Genomic DNA, 20743 nt, shown 5'->3' with positions numbered 1-20743 from the left:
CATTTTACGCCATGATGAGAGAATGCAGTTTTTTCCGGGCTTTGGGATGGTCTGAGAAATCGTTGCCCTCCGTTGGCAAGGACGTTAAAATGCGTTACTCTATAGAGGAAAAGAGATCGAGCGCGATACGCGCAGGAAAACAGGAAAAAGGAAGGGAGTCTGTCCGTGAAAGATGTATTTGAACGCTCACTGGAGCTTCATAAAAAGCTAAAAGGAAAAATGAGCACGGAGCTCAAGGCACCGCTGGAAACACAAGATGATCTGTCTTTGATGTATTCGCCGGGTGTCGCACAGCCGTGCCGTGCCATTGCTGAAAATCCCAAATCCATTTATGACTACACCTGGAAAGGCAATACCGTAGCTGTTGTGACAAACGGCACGGCCATCTTAGGACTGGGCAATCTCGGTGCAGAAGCTGCCTTGCCGGTTATGGAAGGCAAATGCGCACTCTTTAAACGCTTCGGCGGCGTCAATGCCGTACCGGTTTTGATTGATTCGGAAGATCCCAAGGAAATTATTAACATCGTGAAAGCCATTTCTCCCACGTATGGCGGCATCAACCTGGAAGACATCAAAGCGCCGGGCTGCATCGAAATCGAACAGACTTTAATCAAAGAATGCAATATTCCTATTTTCCATGACGATCAGCACGGCACCGCCATCATTACAACGGCTGCGGTTATTAATGCGCTGAAATTAGTGCATAAGAAGCCGGAGGAATGCAATGTGGTCATTTCCGGCGTTGGTGCGGCTGGCTCTTCCATCATTCGCATGCTGCAGAAACTGGGCATTGCGAATTTCTACGGCTTTAACAGCAAGGGCATTTTGAATCGCAAGCATGCGGATACCTATACGAATCCGCTGTATCGTGACTTGGCACAGATCACGAATAACGATGGTGAAGATCTGACCATTGAAGAAGCCATGAAGAAGGCGGATATCTTTATCGGTGTCAGCGTACCGAATAAGATCAACAAGGATATGGTGCGCTCCATGCGCCGTGATCCGATCATCTTTGCCATGGCCAATCCGGATCCGGAGATCACCTATGAAGATGCACGCGAAGCCGGCGCACGTGTCGTGGGCACCGGTCGTAGTGACTATCCGAACCAGGTCAACAACGTTCTGGCATTCCCGGGTCTCTTCAAAGGCGCCCTTTCCGTGCACGCTACGGTGATCAACGAGGAAATGAAGATGGCAGCGGCACACGCGCTAGCAAATTTAGTTCCCGAAGACAAGCTGTCGGAAGAATACGTCATTCCTGGCCCCTTCGAAGAAGGGGTTGCCGATGCGGTCGCAGAGCAGGTCGCAAAGATTGCCGTAGAGATGGGCGTGGTTCGCGAAGATTAAAAGAATCGATGATTGTTATAGAGGGATGCGCTTCCTCCGTTAAAAACAAATGGCGGCACTTCAGCGGTAAAGACGTTGAAGTGCCGCCATTTTATTGAATACTTCCTTAACCATTTGAGCGTCTCAGCCCTTCATGCGCTCATCGCCCGGGTCGTAGAAAACGCGATCGGTTAATGCTGTTTCCACCTCGCCAATAGTGACGGTATCGCCCTTTTTCGCCTTAGCTAAATCGACCAATGCATAGCCGATGCCGCCGCCTACACTATAGCCTTCCGTAAAGACGGTCACTTTACCGATATTTTCTCCCTCTTTTTTCACCGGTGTGCCTGCTTCAATAGCCAAGTCCGCCTTCGCCGTCTTGAAGCCCAGTAAGGCGCGTTTGGCGCCTTCCTTTTTTACCTTTTCAAGCGCTGCTTTACCAATGAAATCTTTCTTCCAATTCACGGTCCAGTCAAAGCCGACTTCAAGCGGATTGGTGCCTTCCAAGTCACTCATGAGCACGTAGCCCTTTTCACGCGGCAGGCTGGTCAAAATGGCATCCGTGGTCATACGCGTCACCGATACGCCCACCTTTTTGCCTGCTTCTTCCAAGGCTTTCATTGTCTCTTCCACCGTATTCGGCTGAATATAAAGCTCATAGCCCAGTTCCCCGGTAAAGCCGCTGCGTGCCACTTTGATCTCTTGGTCACCCAGTCGGTTATCCGCCATATAAAAGTGTTTTACATCATCCACTGGTTCTGCCAGCAAACGATTCAGCACCTTGTGCGCATCCGGTCCTTGCACAGCAATCATGGACGTTTCCGGCGTCCGATTGCGATAGGCAACATCCTCCTCTTTTTTGACCGCATCGAAATGGGCGATCATTTTATCAATGTATAACGTCGAAATCCAGTAGCAGGTATTGCTGAGACGGAAAATGATCACATCGTCCTCTATGATGCCTTCTTCATTGAGCATGGTGGTGTATTTCGCTTGTCCTACTTTGGCATTCGAGAAGCCGTTGACAAAGAGTTTATCCAGAAAGACTCCGGCATCTTTGCCCGTTACTTCCAGCAATTGATGCGTAAAATCGTAAATGCCCACTGCCTGTCGTACCGCTTCATGTTCTTTACGTTTTAAGTCCTGTGCCATACGTCCTTCCTTTCTTATTTACTCTGACATGCTCTTGCACATGCCAGCATCAAATGCAGCGCCAAAATATGTGTCGTAATACTGCCAATGCCACCTGGCGTCGGCGTGACTGCCTTCACAATGGGCGCCACTTCTTCCCAATTCACATCGCCACAAATCTTCCCGTTTTTGCGGCTTGTTCCGACATCAATAACAATTTGCCCTTCATGGACATAGGTGGCGTCCACCAGTCCCGCGACACCGCAGGCTGAAATCAGAATATCCGCCTTTTGGGCCATTTCCGGAACATCTTTGGAGTAAACGTTTGCCATCGTGACTGTCGCAAAGCGATCCGCCAGTAGCAATGCCAACGGACGCCCAACCACCAGGCCGCTGCCGATCAGCACAACATTTGCTCCCTTCAGAGGGATCTCGTAATGGTCCAGCAACGCCATCACCGCACTCGGCGCACAATACGAATAGCCTTCCGTATTCCCCGCCAAGACACGTCCCAGATTATCGAACGTCGCCCCATCCACATCTTTCGAAGGAGGTATGGTAGCCTTCACGCGATCCACATCTATGCCCTGCGGTAAGGGTTGCATCAGCAGAATGCCGTGAATCCCTTCATCTTCCGCTAATTTTTCAATCGTCGCCACCAGTTCTTCTTCGCCGGTCTCCTGCGACAAGCCTACCGAGCAAACCGCCATGGATAACGCATCCATCGTCTTGCGAATGCCCTTTTCATAGCTGATATCGCCAGGATTGTTGCCAATGCGCACCACCGCCAGCGTCGGCAGCACGTCCTTCACCGGACACTGCTCACGAATGCCGCGTATCTTTTGTTTTATCTCCGCATTAACTTCTTTGCCCAATAATTTCTGCGTAACCTCCTCCTTTCTGTTACCCCATCGCCTACTGCAGTTGTACCCAGGAAAAAGATTTCATCACAAAACGGATCGCTTTCTTTTTGAAAAAAATTAGAGAGTAACAGGAAAGCGACCCGTCCAATGCATTATTTAGAAGTTGTTTTTGATTCTGCCAGCTTCCGCAGCGTTGGCAGGAAAGCACCACCTACGATATTGCCGGCGGTAATCACAAGAATGGCGATAAAGCCTTGGAGATTCCAAGCATCAGCCATCCAGAAATAGAACATGTCGGCTACGGAGTGCTCAAAGCCGGCCAGAATGAATACGACAACGCCGAAAAAAAGGGCCAGATAACGGCCGATTTCGTAGCGGCTGTGGTTGTAGCCCTCAACGGCAATATAGATGAGCAAATTGCAGAAGCAACCGAGGAGGAAAAGGCTCAGCAAGGAATCCGCCATTTTCATCGAGACCATCTGCTGTGCACGAGCCGTCATTGCCGGAGCCAGTCGCGTCATGCGAAGCAAAAGCGCTATAAAGCCGGTGCCAAGAAAGTTCCCGATCCAGATAAAAGGCAAACGACAGTTGGTAGCCGCATCCGTTTGCAACAGATAGCAGGCCTTTCCGGTAAAAAGGAAAAGGCCAAACTCCACAATGGTAAAGAGACCGACGGTGAAAAAGAGTGCGCCGATAATAGGATTCTTTTGTGCCAGGAAAACAGCGCCGCCAATGGCAATCATAATGCCTGCGGCAAGACTTTTTAACAAGATTTCTTTCCAGTCTTTCATGTCTTCCCCTATTCTTCTACGGCGCTGACTTCGCCAATGACAACCGGTTCGTCGCCGGGCGTAACATGCAAATGATAGAGAATTGCCGATTCGGTAATTTTTAACAGGCAGCCCTTATCAACGGATACCTGCGTGGTTTCTTCTGACTTCTTTTCTTTAGCTTCTACCGAAAACGCGCTGCGAGAATAGAGCAGCAAAGTACCTGCATGATGCGGTGCGTAGTCGGCCGCCTCGCGCAACACCGTGGTGTGTGACACGAGATCGTCACGCGTGATCAAATTGAAGTCCACACAGTCCTCTGTATTGGTGGATTCTGTTGTCCAGGAGCCGGAAAAGTTCTCGATTTCATAGGGTTTCAATTGACGCGCATAGAGAGGTTTCCCCTGATCCGAATGATCGACACTGAGGCTTCCTACCAAAGGAAAAATCATGCGTTGATAACCGGAAAAGTCGCTGAAAGTCGAACCGGTGCTCGTGAAGGTAGCGGACGAAAGGCGGATCGCAAATTGACGCTTTTTAAAGTCGTCGCCCGCGGGATCGATATAAAGCTGGGTCGTGGAACCTCCCGACCAATCAGAAACTTCAAATTGTTCCGGTGTAATGACTACGTAATCCATAGTTCCTCCTATTCCTCTATGTCTTCAACGGTTAAGTCTGCAAAGGGAGCATCGATGAAAGCGGAAAGTGCCTTGGGTTCGATTTCTACTTGAACGCCGATTTGACCGCCACTGACGGCCATCAAAGGCAAGTCCTCGGCAGAGGCATCAATCCAAGTACTATATGCTTTTTTCATACCGATGGGTGAACATCCGCCATGAATATAGCCTGTCAAGGGCTTGAGCTCTTTTTGCTGAATCATTTCAATCTTTTTCTCTCCCGCAGCGCGGGCCGCTTTCTTTAAATCCAGTTGATGATCTGCCGGAACGACAAATACATGAAGCTCGGTGCCGCGCGTGACGAGGGTCTTATAGGAACGCGCCCGTTCTCTCCCCTCTTTGTCGCACAGGCGGGTTCCCTGTGTAATGCCTTCACTCGTATCGTATTCAAAGTCGGCATACGGAATCTTTGCCTGATCCAACCGACGCATAACATTGGTTTTCATCGCTAACCTCCTCTCCGAAGAACATAGCGAATACACGTCCATTTTTAATCAAAAGGGGACCCGCCCATGCGAATCCCCTTCTCCAGCCTTGTTCTATGAAACGGTCGTATCGATGTTTCGGTACCTCCATCGCGTATTGCCGCTTCATGCTCCAACGGTTTACTTCGAATAATCGTAGAAGCCCTTGCCCGTCTTACGACCTAAACGGCCGGCACGCACCATCTTACGCAGCAGCGGATGCGGACGATATTTCGGATCGCCAAATTCACTGTAAAGGACTTCCATAATGGCAAGGACAATATCCAAGCCGACCAAATCGCCCAATTCCAAGGGACCCATCGGGTGGTTGGCGCCCAATTTCATTGCCGTATCAATGCCTTCTGCACTGGCCAGGCCTTCGGCATAAATGCCGATGCCTTCATTAATCATCGGGATCAAGATGCGGTTAACAACAAAGCCCGGGCCTTCCTTTACCGTTACCGGCGTTTTGCCCAATTGCTCGGAAATTTCCACAAATTTTTCCGTCATTTCGTCCGGTGTTTCCAGTCCGGGAATCACTTCAATCAGTTTCATAACCGGTGCGGGATTAAAGAAATGCATACCGATGATGGGACGAGAAAGTCCCTTGCCCACTTCCGTAATGGAAAGAGAAGAGGTGTTGGAAGCAAAGAGCGTCTCCGGCTTGCAAATTTCATCCAAATGCTTGAAGGTTTCCTGCTTAATCTTCATGTTTTCGATTGCAGCTTCTTCAATCAGATCGCAATCCTTCAGGTCATCATTGAGGCAGGGCGTAATGCGGGAGAGCATTTCGTCCGCTTTGGCCTGCTCCATTCTGCCCTTGGCAACTTGGTGATCCAAATTCTTCTGAATTTTCTTTTTTCCACCTTCAGAAAATTCAATCTTAATATCCGACAGCATGACCTCATGGCCGGCCTGTGCAAAAGCTTGAGCAATGCCGCTTCCCATCGTGCCGGCACCGATAACACCAACCTTCATCCGTATCCTCCTTCGTGTTTCGCCTTATTCTCCTGGCGTCATACCGATGTTCGCCATGGCGAGCGTTCGTCAGCAAGACGACTCGACTCTTACGAGAGTTTTATACCCGATTCCGATGGCGATCGTTCTTCGTTGCGAAAAAAAAGCGCATGCCGCAGCATGCGCCTTCTCAGAAAACTATTACTTATTGACCGCTTCTTTAAGATTTTTACCTGCCTTGAAAACAGGAGCAACCGATGCGGGAATATCGATGGTTTCTTCCGGGTTGCGAGGATTGCGACCGGAACGAGCCTTGCGCTGACGTGTCTCAAAAGTACCGAAACCAACCAGCTGAATCTTTTCACCGTCTACTAAAGCTTCTACCACTGTCGATGTGAAGGCATCCAAAGCACGGGTAGCTTCTGCTTTGGTCAATTTACTTTTTTCTGCGATTTGAGCGATCAATTCAGATTTGTTCATAATATCCTCCCTAAAATCATGTCCAGTTCAACACTGTAGTTAGATTATACCAAAACTCCCCGGTGAATCAACCATAAAGCGCTATTTTTTGCCATTTTCGGCAATGCTGCAAGCAAAATCATCGTTTTGTTTGCTGTGGAACGGAATTAACATCACAGCGCAAATCATATTTCTTGGCCAATGCGTTCAAATACTCCAGGTATTGCTGTTCCTGCACCTTATTTTGCACCGCTTGTTTCACATCTTTGTATGCATCTTTACGGCCCTCCAGATACACCACCGCATAAATTTCCCGCGAAGCATCGTAATAAAAGGCCACGCTGCCCAACGGCTGCGTGAAAATATCGGTGTCAACCACGTCAGGATCGTCATAGCCGATATCCGTATAGCGATGAAACGTGGTTTGTTCAAAGAGGTCGTTGTTCACCACACTCTCATATTCAGCAATTTCCTTCGGGCTATTCTTGAGTTTTTGCACTATTTCCTTGGCTTCCGAACGTGTGGGCACAGTGACCTGGCTATAGGTCAAAAGGGCGCTCTCCTTTTTATGTTTCTCAAAGTATGCTTTTACAGCATCTTCTGTCACCGGATGAGCCGTATGAAATGCCGTGCGATGGGCTTTTTGACGAGCGACACTGCGCAACGAATCCGAAAAATACTCTTTGGAGATGTGATAGTTCTGCAATTGCGCGAGCAGCCCCTTTTCACCGCCGAAACGCTGTACTGCTTCACTCCACGCATCTGCAAAAAGTTTATCGCTATTCGTTACAAGCGCCTCATCCTTAGCAATGAGCGCATCCGTCATCATTTGACGCGCGACGTCTTTATAAAAGCGATTCTTGTCTTGATCCGTCTGATCGGCAAGGGTTGCCTTGCCTTCATGTAAGCACAGATCCATGGCTTTCGCCTGTTCGATCAAGCCCTCCGTGGTCAAGATGGTTTTACCGTCAAGACTGGCGACAACGTCAGGGGCACTGCAGGCACTTAGAAATAAAAGCCCCAGCCCGAGGCACATTCCTAATGTTGCTCCACGAAGTCTGCGGTTTACGTACGCCGCTACCATGTTTCACCTGGCTTTTTCAGCGCATCGCCACTGAACTGATAGGTTTTACGGCAGAAGTCGCACACCACTTCGGCGCCGTGATTCTCTTCGGCCAACGTGCGCCGTGAACCGACATCCAGAGAAAGCAAGGCGCGATGCATTTTTTCGCGACTGCAGTGGCAGGCGTAGTGTGGGGTATGCTGTTCGGTCACTGTCGGATGGAAATCAGCAAAATACCGTTGCAACAGCTCTTCCGGTGACAATCCCTCGTCCAGAATTTTTGTGATGGAGGGCATTTGGCCAACGGCCGTTTCCAATCGACCCACCTCTTCATCGGTACAATCCGGCATGAGCTGCAGGAAAATGCCACCTGCTTGCTGTACGGTGGCATCCGGTGCTACCAATACCCCCAACGATACAACGCTTGCGGTTTGCTCCGATTGATAAAAGTATTGGGCAAAATCTTCCGCGATTTCACCGCTGACGAGCGGTGTGATGCCCGAGAAGGGCTCCTTGAGCGCATAGCTGCGGACAAAAGACAGCGTGCCGTCCCTGCCCACCCAACGCCCCACATCAAGTTTACCGTCTGTCGTGCGCGAAGGCAAATCCGCTTCAGGGTTTTGCGCGGTAACGCGAGCTTCCCCGGGTACATCGCTAAGGCCGACCAAATAGCCACCGGGGCCGTCGCTCTTAATATTCACGGTCAGGGCATCGCCATCATTATCCAGGCTTAAAGAAAGCAACGTCATCATGGTTAACAGCCGTCCCATCGCCGCTGTTGCCGTGAAGGAAGCATGATGAATTTTTCGCATCTCTTCCACCATATTGCGGGTGTCGGCCACGAAGAAACGAACATGGCCCGCTTCATCCATGGCACGTAACAGCACATCCAATCTTGTTTTACCCTCTTGATTTCTCATAGGTCCCTTCCGATTTCTGAGACAAAAAAAAGTCGGTGTCTTACGACACCGGCTTTTGTAGCATTTCATCCATCTATAAGAATCGTTGCCGATTATAATTTCTGAACGTTTGCTGCTTGCGGTCCTTTTTCGCCGTCGACGATGTCGAATTGGACGCTCTGACCTTCATCTAATGTGCGGAATTCACCAGTATCCGGGAGGGCGGAGAAGTGAACAAACACATCATTACCATCTTCCGTAGAGATAAATCCATAGCCCTTCGTTGCGCTAAACCATTTAACAGTACCTTTAACCATGTTACAATTTCCTCCAAAGTTTTTTACTTAGATCAATATGACCTAACGAAAATACTAACATGAAAACCATTGTCTGTCAATGATTCTTGTCAGCCATGGCTAGCGTATCCGATAAAGCTTGCTTTAATTCAGGCAGCATGCCTTCATATCCCGCCAATTTTTCGCGTTCTTTTTCGACCACAGCCGCAGGCGCTTTGTCAACAAAGCCCTGATTGGAGAGCTTCTTCTGCAGACGGGCTATCTCCCCTTCCACACGTTCTTTCTCCTTCGTCAGTTTAGCAATCTCTTCATCGTAATCGATGAGACCGGCCAGCGGCACATAAATCTTCATCTGCTCCTGCACCACGGTGGCCGCATCCTCAAGCTGCGGATCCGTATCCAGAATCTGTACCTCGTTTGCCGAAGCCAACGTCATGATACGACTCTTCATCTCCTCCAGCATAGCTCGGGTTTTGGCATCCGCAGCATAAAAGAGTACTTTTCCCTTCTTGGAGGGGGCAATATTGCGCGATTGACGTTCGTTTCGAATGGCCGTAATCGCGCGCAAGACGCGATCGATCGCTGCTTCTTCTTCCGGGAAGCGATACGTGTCGTCTGCGGTCGGATAGGCGGCGTGAATGATCTTGCCTTCCGTGCCCGGCAACGCAGCCCAGATTTCTTCGGTAATAAAGGGCATGATGGGATGCAACAGACGCACCACCGCACGGATGACATGCAACAGCACGCTCATCGCCTGCTTTTTGGCGGCCCGGTCATCGCCATAAAGACGTTCCTTCACCATTTCGATATACCAATCGCAGAAGGAGAACCAGGTGAAGTCGTAAATGGCCTGTGTTGCCATGCCGATTTCAAACTGTGTCAGATTATTATTGACCGTTTCTTCCAACGTATTTAAGGAAGAAAGAATCCAGCGATCTTCCAACGTCAGGTTTGTCGGATCCGGTTCTTCCGTTCCTTCGTCGTCCACATTCATCAGAATGAAACGCGTCGCATTCCAGATCTTATTGGCAAAGTTTCGGCTGGCCTCCACTCGCTTTTCGGAGAAACGCGTATCATTGCCCGGCGTATTACCCGTTACCAGCGTATAGCGCAGGGCGTCTGCGCCGTATTGATCAATCACTTCCAACGGATCAACGCCGTTACCTAGCGATTTGGACATTTTGCGTCCCAATTCATCACGAACCAGGCCGTTGAAATACACGTGTGAGAATGGGGATTTACCCATGAAGTGCTTGGCGCTGAACACCATACGAATCACCCAGAAAAAGATAATATCGTAGCCGGTCACCAAGGTATCCGTCGGGAAGAATTTTTCCAAATCGGCTGTTTTTTCCGGCCAGCCGAGTGTTGAAAACGGCCACAGCGCCGATGAGAACCAGGTGTCCAACGTATCCGGATCCTGCGTAAAGTGTTTGTGTCCGCACTGCGGGCATGCTTCCGGCTCGTGCTCTGCAACGACAATTTCGCCGCACTCGTCGCAGTAATACACCGGAATGCGATGCCCCCACCAAAGCTGCCGGGAAATCGTCCAATCGTGGATATTGTCCACCCAGTTGTTATAGATGCCGCTGAAACGGGGCGGAACCAATTTCAGTTCTCCGTTATCCAGGGCATCTCTAGCCCCTTGAATATATTCTTTCATCGCGACAAACCATTGCTTGGACAGCAACGGTTCAATCACGGTACCGCAACGTTCGCAGTGGCCGACGGCATGCGTCAGATCCTCCACATGATCCAAGAGTCCCTGTTCTTCCAAATCCTCCACCATGCGCTTACGCGCCGTGAAGCGATCCAGTCCTGAGTACGGGGCGTAGCCTTCTGCAATCGTGGCGTCCGTATTGATCACAACGCACTGTCCCAATTGATGCCGATCGCCCACGGCAAAGTCGTTCGGATCATGGCTCGGCGTGATTTTTACGCAGCCTGTGCCGTATTCCATGTCCACGTAATCATCGGCAATGATAGGAATTTCTCGGCCCACCAGCGGTAAAATCACTTTTTTGCCCACGAGATCGCGATAGCGCTCATCCTCCGGATTCACGGCCACCGCAAGGTCGCCCAGCATGGTCTCAGGGCGCGTTGTGGCTACGGTTAAATAGCCGTCGCCATCCTTATAGGGATAGCGAATATGCCATAAGTGTCCGGCATCGTCTACATGATCCACTTCTGCGTCGGAAATGGCCGTGCCACACTTCGGACACCAGTTCACGATGCGATCGCCGCGATAAATATAGCCTTCTTTATAGAGAGCCGCAAAAACTTCATACACCGCATGGGACAAACCCTCGTCCAACGTGAAACGTTCGCGAGACCAGTCGCAGGAAACGCCCAACTTTTTCAATTGTTCCCGAATGCGATTGCCATATTTGTGCGACCAGTCCCAGGCTTCTTCCAAGAACTTCTCGCGACCGATATCTTGCTTTTTCTTGCCCTCATTCTCCAGCTTCTGGACAACCTTGCTCTCAGTTGAAATTGACGCGTGATCCATACCCGGTACCCACAAGGCCTCGTAGCCGGACATACGCTTCCAGCGAATCAGAATGTCCTGCAACGTGTTATTCATGGCATGGCCCATATGCAGTTGTCCCGTCACGTTGGGAGGCGGCATCACGATCGAATAGGACGGCTTTTTACTATGTACGTCGGCGTTAAAATCGCCATCCTCCACCCACGACTTATAAATACGATCTTCAAACGATTTCGGATCGTAGGTTTTCTCTAAATTTTTCATCTTGCCTCCTTGGATGCCAAAGATCTGTTAAAAACCGAACGAGCCCACGCCAACGACTAAAATGCCCAATACCATGGACACGGCCAGAATCAAGGCAAGAACACGGATCCACAGGGCGCGACCCTGGTGTCTGCCTTGCGCATTGTTGTTTTTCTTTTCTCCGGATGCTTTTGATGGTTTCATTTCGTCCTCCTTCGTTCATTTTCTCATTTTACCATACTCAACACGTGGCGTGGAAACCTCTGCGTCGCGCCATAGGAATTCTCACTATCTTTTTCTTGGTCTCCTATCAATGGTTTCTGTCCGTTTGTCTTGGCGTCTCCTTTGCGTATTGTTTATTTTTTGTCGATTTTGTGGTAGGATTTTAGGTGAGCGTAACTTAGATTTTCCTGTTTTCCCGAGTGACTGAAAAGTCGCTCTGTCGTTATTAAAAAGCCATGTACAAAGGTTTTCTTCACGCGGAAAATAGAAAAGTACCGGTCGCGCAGAATATTTGTGGAATGCTGATGACGGAAAGGATCCGCAGGGTATAGATGGAAGGGTGTGTGGCAGAGAGCGTTGTGCACTGCCTCTTCCAATCGGTAAGCCGATTGGCACCGCCCCAATACCGTAGCATCCTGCAACACGGGCTTGACCCGAAGAAAGGAGAACATCTAACGATGGGAAAGAAATTTGTTTATGACTTTAAGGAAGGCAATCGCGACCAGCGCCTTCTTCTCGGTGGAAAAGGTGCGAACCTTGCCGAGATGACCAATTTGGGCATTCGTGTGCCGCAAGGTTTTATCGTCACGACGGAAGCCTGCACTGAATTCCAAAAAGAGCAAAAACTCTGGCCGGAATTGCAGGAAGAGATCCGTGAGCACATGAAGCATCTCGAAGAGACCACCGGAAAGAAATTTGGCGACGAGTCCGATCCCCTGCTCGTTTCTGTCCGCTCCGGTGCCCCTATTTCTATGCCGGGCATGATGGATACCATTCTAAACCTCGGTTTGAATGATGTTTCCGTCAAAGCCGTTGCCGAAAAATCCGGCAATCCGCACTGGGCGTATGACTCCTATCGCCGCTTTATTACCATGTTCTCCGATGTTGCCATCGGTCTGGATCGAAACAAGTTTGAAGCGATTTTGGAAAAAGAAAAAGAAAAAGCAAACGTAGAACAGGACTATCAACTCAGTGCGGAACAGTTAAAGGAAATCGCCGAAGAGTACAAGGTTCTGTATAAGGAACTGACCGGCGAAGAATTCCCGCAGGATCCGCGTAAACAGCTTGAAAAAGCCATTACAGCCGTTTTCGAAAGCTGGAACAATGAACGCGCCATTCTGTACCGCAAGATGAATGAAATTTCCGACGATCTGGGCACCGCCGTTAACGTGCAGCAGATGGTCTTCGGTAATATGTCCGATACCTCCGGTACGGGTGTTGCCTTTACGCGTAACCCGGCTACCGGCGAAAATGCAATCTTCGGCGAATACCTCATCAACGCGCAGGGTGAAGACGTCGTGGCCGGTATCCGTACTCCGTCCACCATCGCTCATCTGGAAGAAGAAATGCCGCAAGTCTATGAAGAATTCGTGAAGACGGCACACCTTCTGGAAGATCACTATGCTGATATGCAGGATATGGAATTCACCATCCAGGATGAACAGCTCTTCCTGCTGCAGACCCGTAACGGCAAGCGCACCGCACAGGCTGCCTTGAAAGTTGCGGTTGACCTGGTTCATGAAGGAAAAATCGACAAGGAAACTGCGATTACGCGCGTCGATCCCAAGTCTCTGGATCAACTGCTGCATCCCACCTTCACAGCAGAGTCTCTGAAAAATGCGACCATGCTGACCAAGGGCCTTGCAGCTTCTCCGGGCGCTGCTTCCGGCAAAATTTCCTTTAATGCGGAGGACGCGGAAAAGCGCACGCAAAACGGTGAATCCGTCCTTCTTGTCCGTAACGAAACTTCACCGGAAGATCTCCGCGGTATGGTTTCGGCACAGGGTATTGTCACCGCTCGTGGCGGCATGACCTCCCATGCAGCCGTTGTTGCTCGCGGTATGGGTAAGTGCTGCGTTTCCGGTGCTCATGATCTTCGCATCGACTATGATGCCCAGACACTCACCATCAACGGCAAGGTCTTCACGACAAAAGATACGTTGTCGCTCGATGGCTCCACCGGTGCCGTTTATGAAGGCGAACTGCCGACTGAAGCGCCGGCACTTACCGGCGATTTCGGTGAATTCATGGGTTGGGTCAACGAGATCAAACGTCTCAAGGTGCGCACCAACGCCGATACGCCGCGCGATGCCAAACAAGCGATTGAGTTCGGTGCGGAAGGCATCGGTCTCTGCCGTACTGAGCATATGTTCTTTGAAGGCGACCGTATCAATGTTGTGCGTGAAATGATCCTCTCCAATGACGACGAAACCCGCCAGAAGGCGCTGGATGAAATTCGTCCGATGCTGGAAGAAGATTTCTATCAGATGTACAAGATCGTCGGCGATCGTCCGATGACGGTGCGTCTGCTCGATCCGCCGCTGCATGAATTCGTGCCGCACACGGATGCCGAACAGCAAGTTGTTGCAGACATGATGAACATCTCTCTGGACGAAGTCAAAGCGCGTGTGAATGCCTTGGCAGAAGCCAACCCGATGCTCGGTCACCGCGGTCTGCGCTTAGCCATCACTTGGCCGTCCATCTACGCCTCTCTCGCTCGCGCCATCATGCAGGCGGCGCTGCGCGCTACGGATGACGGCGTGAAGGGCATCGTTCCCGAAATCATGATTCCGCTTACCGTAGACGATAAAGAGTACCGTTATGTCGAAAAAGTCGTACGCGACGAAGTGGAGAAGGTCTTTGAAGAGCAGGGACGCAAGCTTGACTACCTCGTCGGCACCATGATTGAAACCCCGCGTGCCGCTCTCTTGGCTGGTGAAATTGCCGAAACCGCACAGTTCTTCTCCTTCGGTACCAACGATTTAACGCAGATGAGCTTCGGCTTCTCCCGTGATGACGCTGGTTCCTTCCTGCCGGAATACAGCGAAAAGAAGATCTTCGAGCGTGATCCGTTCGTCTCCTTGGATCAGAAGGGCGTCGGTCAACTCGTCAAGATGGCGGTGAAGAACGGCCGCGCAGCAAACCCGGATCTGCACTTGGGTATCTGCGGCGAACACGGCGGCGATCCGGCAACGGTGAAGTTCTTGGATGGTGTCGGTCTGGATTATGTATCCTGCTCACCGTACCGCGTGCCCATCGCTCGCTTAGCGGCGGCACAGGCGGTTGTGGAAGCAAAGAAAAACTAACGCTACAACACGATAGGAAAGAAAAAAGGAGGTGCCGATAACGGCACCTCCTTTTTATAACTGCGAGAGTTTTATTTCGACAATCTCATTTTTATACCTTCCGATAACGCACGACATGACACGTTATACCGGACAGCCTATGTCTTATCTCGCCTTATCTCTTTTATGTTTCAATGTTCTATTTGGTTTAGCAACATCTGAATATCCGAAATCCATTCCTTAATCTCTTGGCTATACGCGAAAAATTTTTGTTCATCTTTTTCAAACCCCCGCAATAGCTGTAATTGATGTTGCCAATAAGCAAGCAACTTCTCTAAGCGTTGTGGAGAAATATTTTGAAATCCTTCTCCAGTCTCTAGGTCCTTCTGTATTCGATCAAACTCATTCTTGACGGTTTCTGCCGGAACCCCCACATGCTTTTTGAAATCGCGTAACACCCATTGACGCTCAAAAATATTGCGTTCTTTCCAACCATTGTATTGCGTGTCAAATGTGTTCTTTATTTTTTTGAACAATTCGGCGGAGGATACCTCCCTATCTTCTTCTACGCAAGTGGAAGATGGTAACGTTGGGGAAGATTGGAATTCATTTACTGCCTGAATCGACGAAATTTCTTGTCCATGGTATTCACTTGCTTTTAAGACAGATATGGCAAAGCCAACTCCGGCGTCATGCGCCTTTAAAATGTGTTCTTCGTTTTGCCGGTAAAATTCCTCTGTGGTTAACCCCATGGCTTTTGCCACCGTTTCAATGCTGCTTGCGGCGGTTTCCGTTTTGACCAGTCCCGGTGCAATGGTATATGTGTAAACGTGTGTACCTTCCAATTCCATCGATAACGCATTACAAAATTCAACCTGTGCGGTTTTATAGATCTCATAAGCGCCTAAATAAGGCGCTGCACCCGACGAAGAAACAAACACGATACAGCCGCTGTTTCGTTCTTTCATCTTTTTCAAAAACAAGGTCGTGAGGAGAATGGGCGCGCGTAAATTTACCAAATAACTTCGATCCCACTCTTCAACAGGAACCTCTCCGATTTCGCCGGTGATCACTAAAGCGGCATTGTTGAAGAGTATATCCGGACAGCCGTATTTCGAAAAAATGTCTTCACATGCTTTCTTAGTATCGATTTCATTTGCTAGATTGACTGGATAAAAATCCGCTACATGATCGTATTGCCTATTGATCTCCTCCGTCACCTTATTTCCTTTTTCTTGATCCACATCGGCCAGTAGAACTTTTGCCCCCATTTGAGCAAATGCTTTTGCGGTCTCCGCGCCAATGCCACCACCTGCGCCGGTTAATAATACAGTCTTTCCCGCCAACATCGACTGATCTAAGACAATCATGCATTTCCTCCTAACAAGGAAAGAAGATCCTTTTACGCAACTACACTCTGACTGGATGGCTTTCTCTTTCTTTGTGGCCAACGCTAGTTAACGCTATTGCAGCAATCCCACTTTTCGATAGACCTTGGAAAGCGTTCGGCGTGCCGCTCGTTGCGCAGCAAGGGCGCCATCACTACTAATCGCCTCAATCTCTTTCTTATCCGCCATCAGCTTTAAGAAACGCTGGCGAATGGGTTCCATCTTTTCCACGATCAGATCGCCCAGCGCACGCTTAAAGGTGGCATAGTCACTGTCGTGGAAGCGTTCCACCACATTCTTCGGCGCACATTCCGCATAGGCCGCATAGAGGTTGATGAGATTCATCAGTCCCGCCTGCTCCGGTCGATAGCAAAAATGTGCTTCGGAATCGGTAACGGCACGAGCAATTTTTCGCCGAATGGCAGCGGGTTCGTCTTTAATCAAAATATAGGCATTTTCATCCGGATCGGACTTACTCATCTTAGAGGAAGGATCTTTTAAGCTCATAATGCGCGTGGCATTTTCATCGGTGAGCGGCTCCGGCACAGTAAACGTGGGAGAATAACGGGAATTAAATCGTTCCGCCAGATCACGCGTAAACTCCAAATGCTGCTTCTGATCCGCACCGACGGGCACGACATGGCTCTGGTACAGCAAAATATCCGCCGCCATCAATACCGGGTAGGTCAATAGTGCGGCATTCAAATTGTCCGCGTGTTTTTGGGCTTTATCCTTAAATTGCGTCATGCGCTGCAATTGACCGATGGAACTGATGGAATTAAGCACCCAGGCCAGCTCCGCGTGCTCCGGCACCTGCGATTGAATGAAAAGTGTGGCCTTTTCCGGTTTAACGCCGGCAGCCACGATGTAAGCAATGACTTCCAGGGAGCGACGGCGCAAATCAGCAGCTACCTGTGTCACGGTGATAGCGTGCAAATTGGCCACACCAAAAAAGCAGTCGTATTGATCCTGCATTTTCACAAAGCTTTTGATGGCACCCAGATAATTGCCAATGGTCAGGTCCCCGGAGGGCTGAATTAAGCTGAACGCCACTTTCCTTTTCGGCGCTTCTTCCGCGCCTTGCGTTTGCGGCGTTTGGGCCTTTGTTTGATCCATAATATCCTCCTTGCGTGAAAACTATACCCTGTTCAACGTTTCTTGAACACCACCGAATAAAAAGAACGCCCCGCTAACGATGAACCTGAAGCGAGACGTTCTTCTATCGATGAGACTCTCTTTATCAGCCCGTTCGAATCGAGCCTGCAGTCAGTCTCTTAAAAGCGTATGCACAACCGGTATCATCAGTTGATCAGGCGACGCGCGCCAATGAAACGACTCTGATACCAGTTCTGATAAATGTTGGTCATAATAACACCGACGGATGGTGAAGATGCATGGACCATCATGCCATCGCCAATATAAACGCCGACGTGGCTGATGTTGCCGGTGCCGTTGGTGGTAAAGAACAGCAGATCGCCCGGCTGGAGGTTGTTCATGGAAACGGCGTAGCCGTAACCGTATTGGGCAACCGAATAATGCGGCAGACTGATGCCAATGCGTTTGTAAGCGGCCATTACCAAACTGGAGCAGTCGTAAGCGTTCGGACCAACTGAGCCAAAAACATATGCTTTACCAACCTGCGAGCGTACGAATTCGACAACACTGGCGGCACTGCCCTGCGGTGCACTTTCCTGCGTATCTTTCGGAGCGGGCGTTTCGACTTCCTGCTTCTGGTTGGCCAAAAGAGCGGCCGAAATATAAGCCGTCTGGCCATTGTAGTCGAATTTTACCCAACCGTTGGACTCTTGGCCTTCGACGTATTTATTCACGCCAAAGGTCGTCAGAATACCGTAATTGGTGCCCGGTCCCTTACGAACATTCGCCGGTGTCTTCACATAACCCACACGAGCCTTCGGCTTTTTGGCTTCCTCTTCCTGACGCTTTTTCTCTGCGGTCTTCGGTGTATTGGTGTCCGAAATCTCAATTTTGGTATTGCCCACGAGACCTGCGTGCACATAAGCGGTTTTGCCATGGAAATTGAAGCGAACCCAATCTCCTTCGCGTGTTCCCTTAATTTCGTCATTGGCATTCATCGTGCCTACGACAGGGGCGTTCATATTCGGGTTCTGGCGTACATTGATGGAATCGTAATTTATATAGCCGGAAACAGCATTATTCTTTTTCGCTTCAGCGGCTTTTTGCTGCTCTTTCTTTTCGGCAGCCAGTCTTGCCGCTTCTGCTTTCTTCTCCGCTTCTACGCGTTCTGCTGTGGCCTTTTTTTCTGCCGCAACGCGCGCTTCTTCGGCTTTCTTATCCGCTGCTGCTTTTTCTTCGGCTTTCTTCTTGGCCGCCTGCTCTTCCGCTGCTTTCTTTTCTGCCGCTGCCTTTTCTTCTGCAGCTTTCTTTTCCGCCGCGGCTTTCTTCTCAGCCGCTACGCGGTTTGCCTGTTCCTGTGCCTTCGCCTGTTCTTCCGTTACTGCCTGCACAAAATGGCGATTTACATAGCCGACCAGATTTCCGGAATCTTCAACAGCCACCCAGTCCCCATCTGCCGTGCCACGGACAACTTCCGCACGCAACATCACGGTGACCACATCGGCATCCAAAGTCGGATTTTGCCGTACATTTAATACATCCGTAACGACAACACCAACATAAGGTTGGCTAGTTTCGCTTGAAAACTTCGGATCCTGTTTATTTTCTTCTTCCGGAATCGTCGCTGCAATTTCCTTCTCTGTCGGGATGTGCGCTTCTTCAGAGTCTTCCTTTTTAGCGCTTTCCTGCGGGAAAACAGCCTGATCCGTAGCGGCCGGCGTAACCGTTAAAAAGGACAAACGATCGGAGGCTTCTTTCGTAGAAGATTCTTCCTCTGCTACATCTTGCTTATCCGCCTCGGGCAAAGATTGCTGTGCCGACGTTTCACTGTCTTCTGCCTTTTTCTCTGCTGTTTTCTGCGGCGCTGAAATGCGATATTCCACTTTCTGCACCGGATCAAACACTTTGTCGGAGGAAGGCGTCTTCCCCGTTTCGGTTTGGCTCGCCGTCGAAGCATTCGTCTGATCCATTCCCTTCAGCGATTCCTTATACTGCGCTTCAAGGTTCTTGGTCACATAGTCTGCATTCGACGCGTCGATTTGCATAAACTGTGTTGCTGCGATAACACCGGCGACCCCTACGACACCAACTATCGCACCTACTCGTTTCTTGTCCACGACGTTCCTCCTTTATCTATAAACTCTAACCGAGTTTTTATCTATGTAGCTAGTGATATCGTAACTGGATTGCAACCTTTTGTCAATAGATGTTACAAAATTATTACAGATTGTTACGAATGGTTCACGGCGGGTTGCGTGGACCTTTTCTTGTACAGTAATTCGTGTCTTCTGGATGTGTGTGGAGACCAGGCCTTACCATTTACGGGGGTAAACCACGAAAGAGCGAAAAGCCGCCGTAACCGCGCCGTAGGTTTCTCCATGAGGCACAAGATGTCGTCCGTCATCGCCAGTCCTTGAAATAAGAATGGGTAACGCCCCTAAAAAAGTAGATATCCTTGCTTGATTTTTCTTAATTGCCCTAAATTCAAAGCGAATTTCAAATGCGTTGATTTCATTCGTAGGAAAGCTGCTTTCCTCGTTGAGTGAGCGTTTCCATACCCGGAAAGGCTGTCTCACCCAGCCCTATTGATACGCAATCTTCTCCAGCACGAGCCCCTTAGCATCTGCGCAAAAAGCGATGGGCTTCGCATTCGGATCTTCCAATGCGGCGGAAAGAGTGCAAAGGTCAAGCGCCCCGCGTCCGGCTAACAGAATGGCGCCCGTCATAAAACGCACCTGGCGATGTAAAAAGCCGTCGGCCGTAAAGCGAAGGATGAGGCGTGTGGCCTGTCGTTCTATGGTAACGGTATCCACGGTGCGCTGCGAATTACGATAGGGATCCGGTACGGAAAAAGCGGCATACTGATGTGTGCCCTCTAACCGACGGGCTGCTTCGAGAATCAAGGCATCATTCAAAGGAAAGGTATACGAAAAAACGGTGTGACGCTCTGTGGGAAGAACATAGGAGCCATTTTCCACGACATAACGATACGTGGTTTTATGTGGCGCAAAACGAGCGTGAAAGGAAGGGATTGCTACCTGAGCGCTTCGCAAAAGGAGATCGTCCGGAAGGAGGCGACGCAATTGATACAGAAAGGCATCGGCTGGCCAATCCAAATGGGTGAGAAAATTCACCACCTGATCCTCGGCGTGAACCCCGGCATCAGTGCGACCGGCAGCGATGAGGCGGGTGGAGCGACCGGTGAGCGTTTCGACGGCGCCACGCAAAACACCGGCTACCGTGCGGCAGTTCTCCTGCTCTTGGTAGCCGGCAAAGGCGGTCCCATCATAGGCAATGCGAAGCATAATATTTTGCATAGGCCCTCCCGTGACGC

Annotated in this window: 18 protein-coding genes; 2 read left to right on the top strand and 16 right to left on the bottom strand. The window is 49.9% G+C overall.

Annotation, left to right across the window (positions count from 1 at the left end; all coding sequences use genetic code 11):
• Positions 1-165 precede the first annotated feature (165 nt).
• Complete coding sequence (locus BN98_RS00805) at positions 166-1350, top strand: NAD(P)-dependent malic enzyme (protein ID WP_019190226.1); 1185 nt, start codon at positions 166-168, stop codon at positions 1348-1350.
• Between the two features lie 123 nt (positions 1351-1473).
• Here BN98_RS00805 and BN98_RS00800 read toward each other — a convergent pair whose 3' ends face one another.
• The 12 genes from BN98_RS00800 to BN98_RS08275 form a co-directional block, all read right to left on the bottom strand.
• A complete protein-coding gene (locus tag BN98_RS00800) occupies positions 1474-2481 on the bottom strand; it encodes an aminomethyl transferase family protein (RefSeq protein WP_019190227.1) in 1008 nt (335 codons plus the stop codon).
• A 14-nt stretch (positions 2482-2495) separates the two neighbouring features.
• Positions 2496-3335 (bottom strand): bifunctional 5,10-methylenetetrahydrofolate dehydrogenase/5,10-methenyltetrahydrofolate cyclohydrolase, encoded by an 840-nt coding sequence (locus tag BN98_RS00795; RefSeq protein ID WP_019190228.1) that lies wholly within the window; start codon positions 3333-3335, stop codon positions 2496-2498.
• 140 nt (positions 3336-3475) lie between these two features.
• On the bottom strand, positions 3476-4114 hold the full coding sequence (locus tag BN98_RS00790; protein WP_019190229.1) for a formate/nitrite transporter family protein: 639 nt from the start codon (positions 4112-4114) through the stop codon (positions 3476-3478).
• 8 nt (positions 4115-4122) lie between these two features.
• The gene (locus tag BN98_RS00785) at positions 4123-4731 is read right to left on the bottom strand and encodes a HutD/Ves family protein (protein WP_019190230.1); all 609 of its coding nucleotides are present in this window, start codon (positions 4729-4731) and stop codon (positions 4123-4125) included.
• A gap of 8 nt (positions 4732-4739) precedes the next feature.
• On the bottom strand, positions 4740-5216 hold the full coding sequence (gene ybaK, locus BN98_RS00780) for a Cys-tRNA(Pro) deacylase (protein WP_019190231.1): 477 nt from the start codon (positions 5214-5216) through the stop codon (positions 4740-4742).
• A 159-nt stretch (positions 5217-5375) separates the two neighbouring features.
• Positions 5376-6212: a 3-hydroxybutyryl-CoA dehydrogenase gene (locus BN98_RS00775; protein ID WP_019190232.1), complete on the bottom strand. Its 837-nt coding sequence runs from the start codon at positions 6210-6212 to the stop codon at positions 5376-5378.
• A gap of 180 nt (positions 6213-6392) precedes the next feature.
• Complete coding sequence (locus BN98_RS00770; protein WP_019190233.1) at positions 6393-6671, bottom strand: HU family DNA-binding protein; 279 nt, start codon at positions 6669-6671, stop codon at positions 6393-6395.
• Positions 6672-6789: 118 nt separating this feature from the next.
• Positions 6790-7734, bottom strand: a complete 945-nt coding sequence (locus tag BN98_RS00765) for a hypothetical protein (protein ID WP_154654933.1) — start codon at positions 7732-7734, stop codon at positions 6790-6792.
• Positions 7728-8633, bottom strand: a complete 906-nt coding sequence (gene hslO / locus BN98_RS00760; RefSeq protein WP_019190235.1) for an Hsp33 family molecular chaperone HslO — start codon at positions 8631-8633, stop codon at positions 7728-7730. Before hslO ends, BN98_RS00765 begins: the two co-directional genes overlap by 7 nt.
• A 92-nt stretch (positions 8634-8725) precedes the next feature.
• The gene (locus BN98_RS00755; RefSeq protein ID WP_019190236.1) at positions 8726-8929 is read right to left on the bottom strand and encodes a cold-shock protein; all 204 of its coding nucleotides are present in this window, start codon (positions 8927-8929) and stop codon (positions 8726-8728) included.
• Positions 8930-9005: 76 nt separating this feature from the next.
• Positions 9006-11660, bottom strand: a complete 2655-nt coding sequence (locus tag BN98_RS00750; protein WP_019190237.1) for a valine--tRNA ligase — start codon at positions 11658-11660, stop codon at positions 9006-9008.
• Between the two features lie 27 nt (positions 11661-11687).
• Complete coding sequence (locus BN98_RS08275) at positions 11688-11843, bottom strand: hypothetical protein (RefSeq protein ID WP_019190238.1); 156 nt, start codon at positions 11841-11843, stop codon at positions 11688-11690.
• Positions 11844-12319: 476 nt separating this feature from the next.
• On the opposite strand from BN98_RS08275, the gene ppdK reads away from it, so the two are divergent.
• The gene (gene ppdK / locus BN98_RS00745; RefSeq protein ID WP_019190239.1) at positions 12320-14947 is read left to right on the top strand and encodes a pyruvate, phosphate dikinase; all 2628 of its coding nucleotides are present in this window, start codon (positions 12320-12322) and stop codon (positions 14945-14947) included.
• A 170-nt stretch (positions 14948-15117) separates the two neighbouring features.
• Here ppdK and BN98_RS00740 read toward each other — a convergent pair whose 3' ends face one another.
• The 4 genes from BN98_RS00740 to truA all read right to left on the bottom strand — a co-directional run bounded on the left by BN98_RS00740 (position 15118) and on the right by truA (position 20726).
• Entirely contained in the window at positions 15118-16296 is a 1179-nt protein-coding gene (locus tag BN98_RS00740) for an SDR family NAD(P)-dependent oxidoreductase (RefSeq protein WP_019190240.1), read from the bottom strand.
• Positions 16297-16389: 93 nt separating this feature from the next.
• Complete coding sequence (gene trpS / locus BN98_RS00735) at positions 16390-17430, bottom strand: tryptophan--tRNA ligase (protein WP_019190241.1); 1041 nt, start codon at positions 17428-17430, stop codon at positions 16390-16392.
• 185 nt (positions 17431-17615) lie between these two features.
• The gene (locus BN98_RS07730) at positions 17616-19526 is read right to left on the bottom strand and encodes a C40 family peptidase (RefSeq protein WP_019190242.1); all 1911 of its coding nucleotides are present in this window, start codon (positions 19524-19526) and stop codon (positions 17616-17618) included.
• Positions 19527-19991: 465 nt separating this feature from the next.
• On the bottom strand, positions 19992-20726 hold the full coding sequence (gene truA, locus BN98_RS00720; RefSeq protein ID WP_019190243.1) for a tRNA pseudouridine(38-40) synthase TruA: 735 nt from the start codon (positions 20724-20726) through the stop codon (positions 19992-19994).
• Positions 20727-20743: the final 17 nt, after the last annotated feature.

Source organism: Levyella massiliensis (assembly GCF_000308275.2).
GTDB lineage: Bacteria > Bacillota > Clostridia > Tissierellales > Peptoniphilaceae > Murdochiella > Murdochiella massiliensis_A.
This window is presented reverse-complemented; position numbering and strand designations above follow the sequence as displayed.

Coding starts and splice junctions, on each gene's coding strand:
- BN98_RS00800 (WP_019190227.1), bottom strand. CDS start 2,481: ATGGCACAGGACTTAAAACGTAAAGAACATGAAGCGGTACGACAGGCA.
- BN98_RS00790 (WP_019190229.1), bottom strand. CDS start 4,114: ATGAAAGACTGGAAAGAAATCTTGTTAAAAAGTCTTGCCGCAGGCATT.
- BN98_RS00785 (WP_019190230.1), bottom strand. CDS start 4,731: ATGGATTACGTAGTCATTACACCGGAACAATTTGAAGTTTCTGATTGG.
- ybaK (WP_019190231.1), bottom strand. CDS start 5,216: ATGAAAACCAATGTTATGCGTCGGTTGGATCAGGCAAAGATTCCGTAT.
- BN98_RS00775 (WP_019190232.1), bottom strand. CDS start 6,212: ATGAAGGTTGGTGTTATCGGTGCCGGCACGATGGGAAGCGGCATTGCT.
- BN98_RS00770 (WP_019190233.1), bottom strand. CDS start 6,671: ATGAACAAATCTGAATTGATCGCTCAAATCGCAGAAAAAAGTAAATTG.
- BN98_RS00765 (WP_154654933.1), bottom strand. CDS start 7,734: ATGGTAGCGGCGTACGTAAACCGCAGACTTCGTGGAGCAACATTAGGA.
- hslO (WP_019190235.1), bottom strand. CDS start 8,633: ATGAGAAATCAAGAGGGTAAAACAAGATTGGATGTGCTGTTACGTGCC.
- BN98_RS00755 (WP_019190236.1), bottom strand. CDS start 8,929: ATGGTTAAAGGTACTGTTAAATGGTTTAGCGCAACGAAGGGCTATGGA.
- BN98_RS00750 (WP_019190237.1), bottom strand. CDS start 11,660: ATGAAAAATTTAGAGAAAACCTACGATCCGAAATCGTTTGAAGATCGT.
- BN98_RS08275 (WP_019190238.1), bottom strand. CDS start 11,843: ATGAAACCATCAAAAGCATCCGGAGAAAAGAAAAACAACAATGCGCAA.
- ppdK (WP_019190239.1), top strand. CDS start 12,320: ATGGGAAAGAAATTTGTTTATGACTTTAAGGAAGGCAATCGCGACCAG.
- BN98_RS00740 (WP_019190240.1), bottom strand. CDS start 16,296: ATGATTGTCTTAGATCAGTCGATGTTGGCGGGAAAGACTGTATTATTA.
- trpS (WP_019190241.1), bottom strand. CDS start 17,430: ATGGATCAAACAAAGGCCCAAACGCCGCAAACGCAAGGCGCGGAAGAA.
- truA (WP_019190243.1), bottom strand. CDS start 20,726: ATGCAAAATATTATGCTTCGCATTGCCTATGATGGGACCGCCTTTGCC.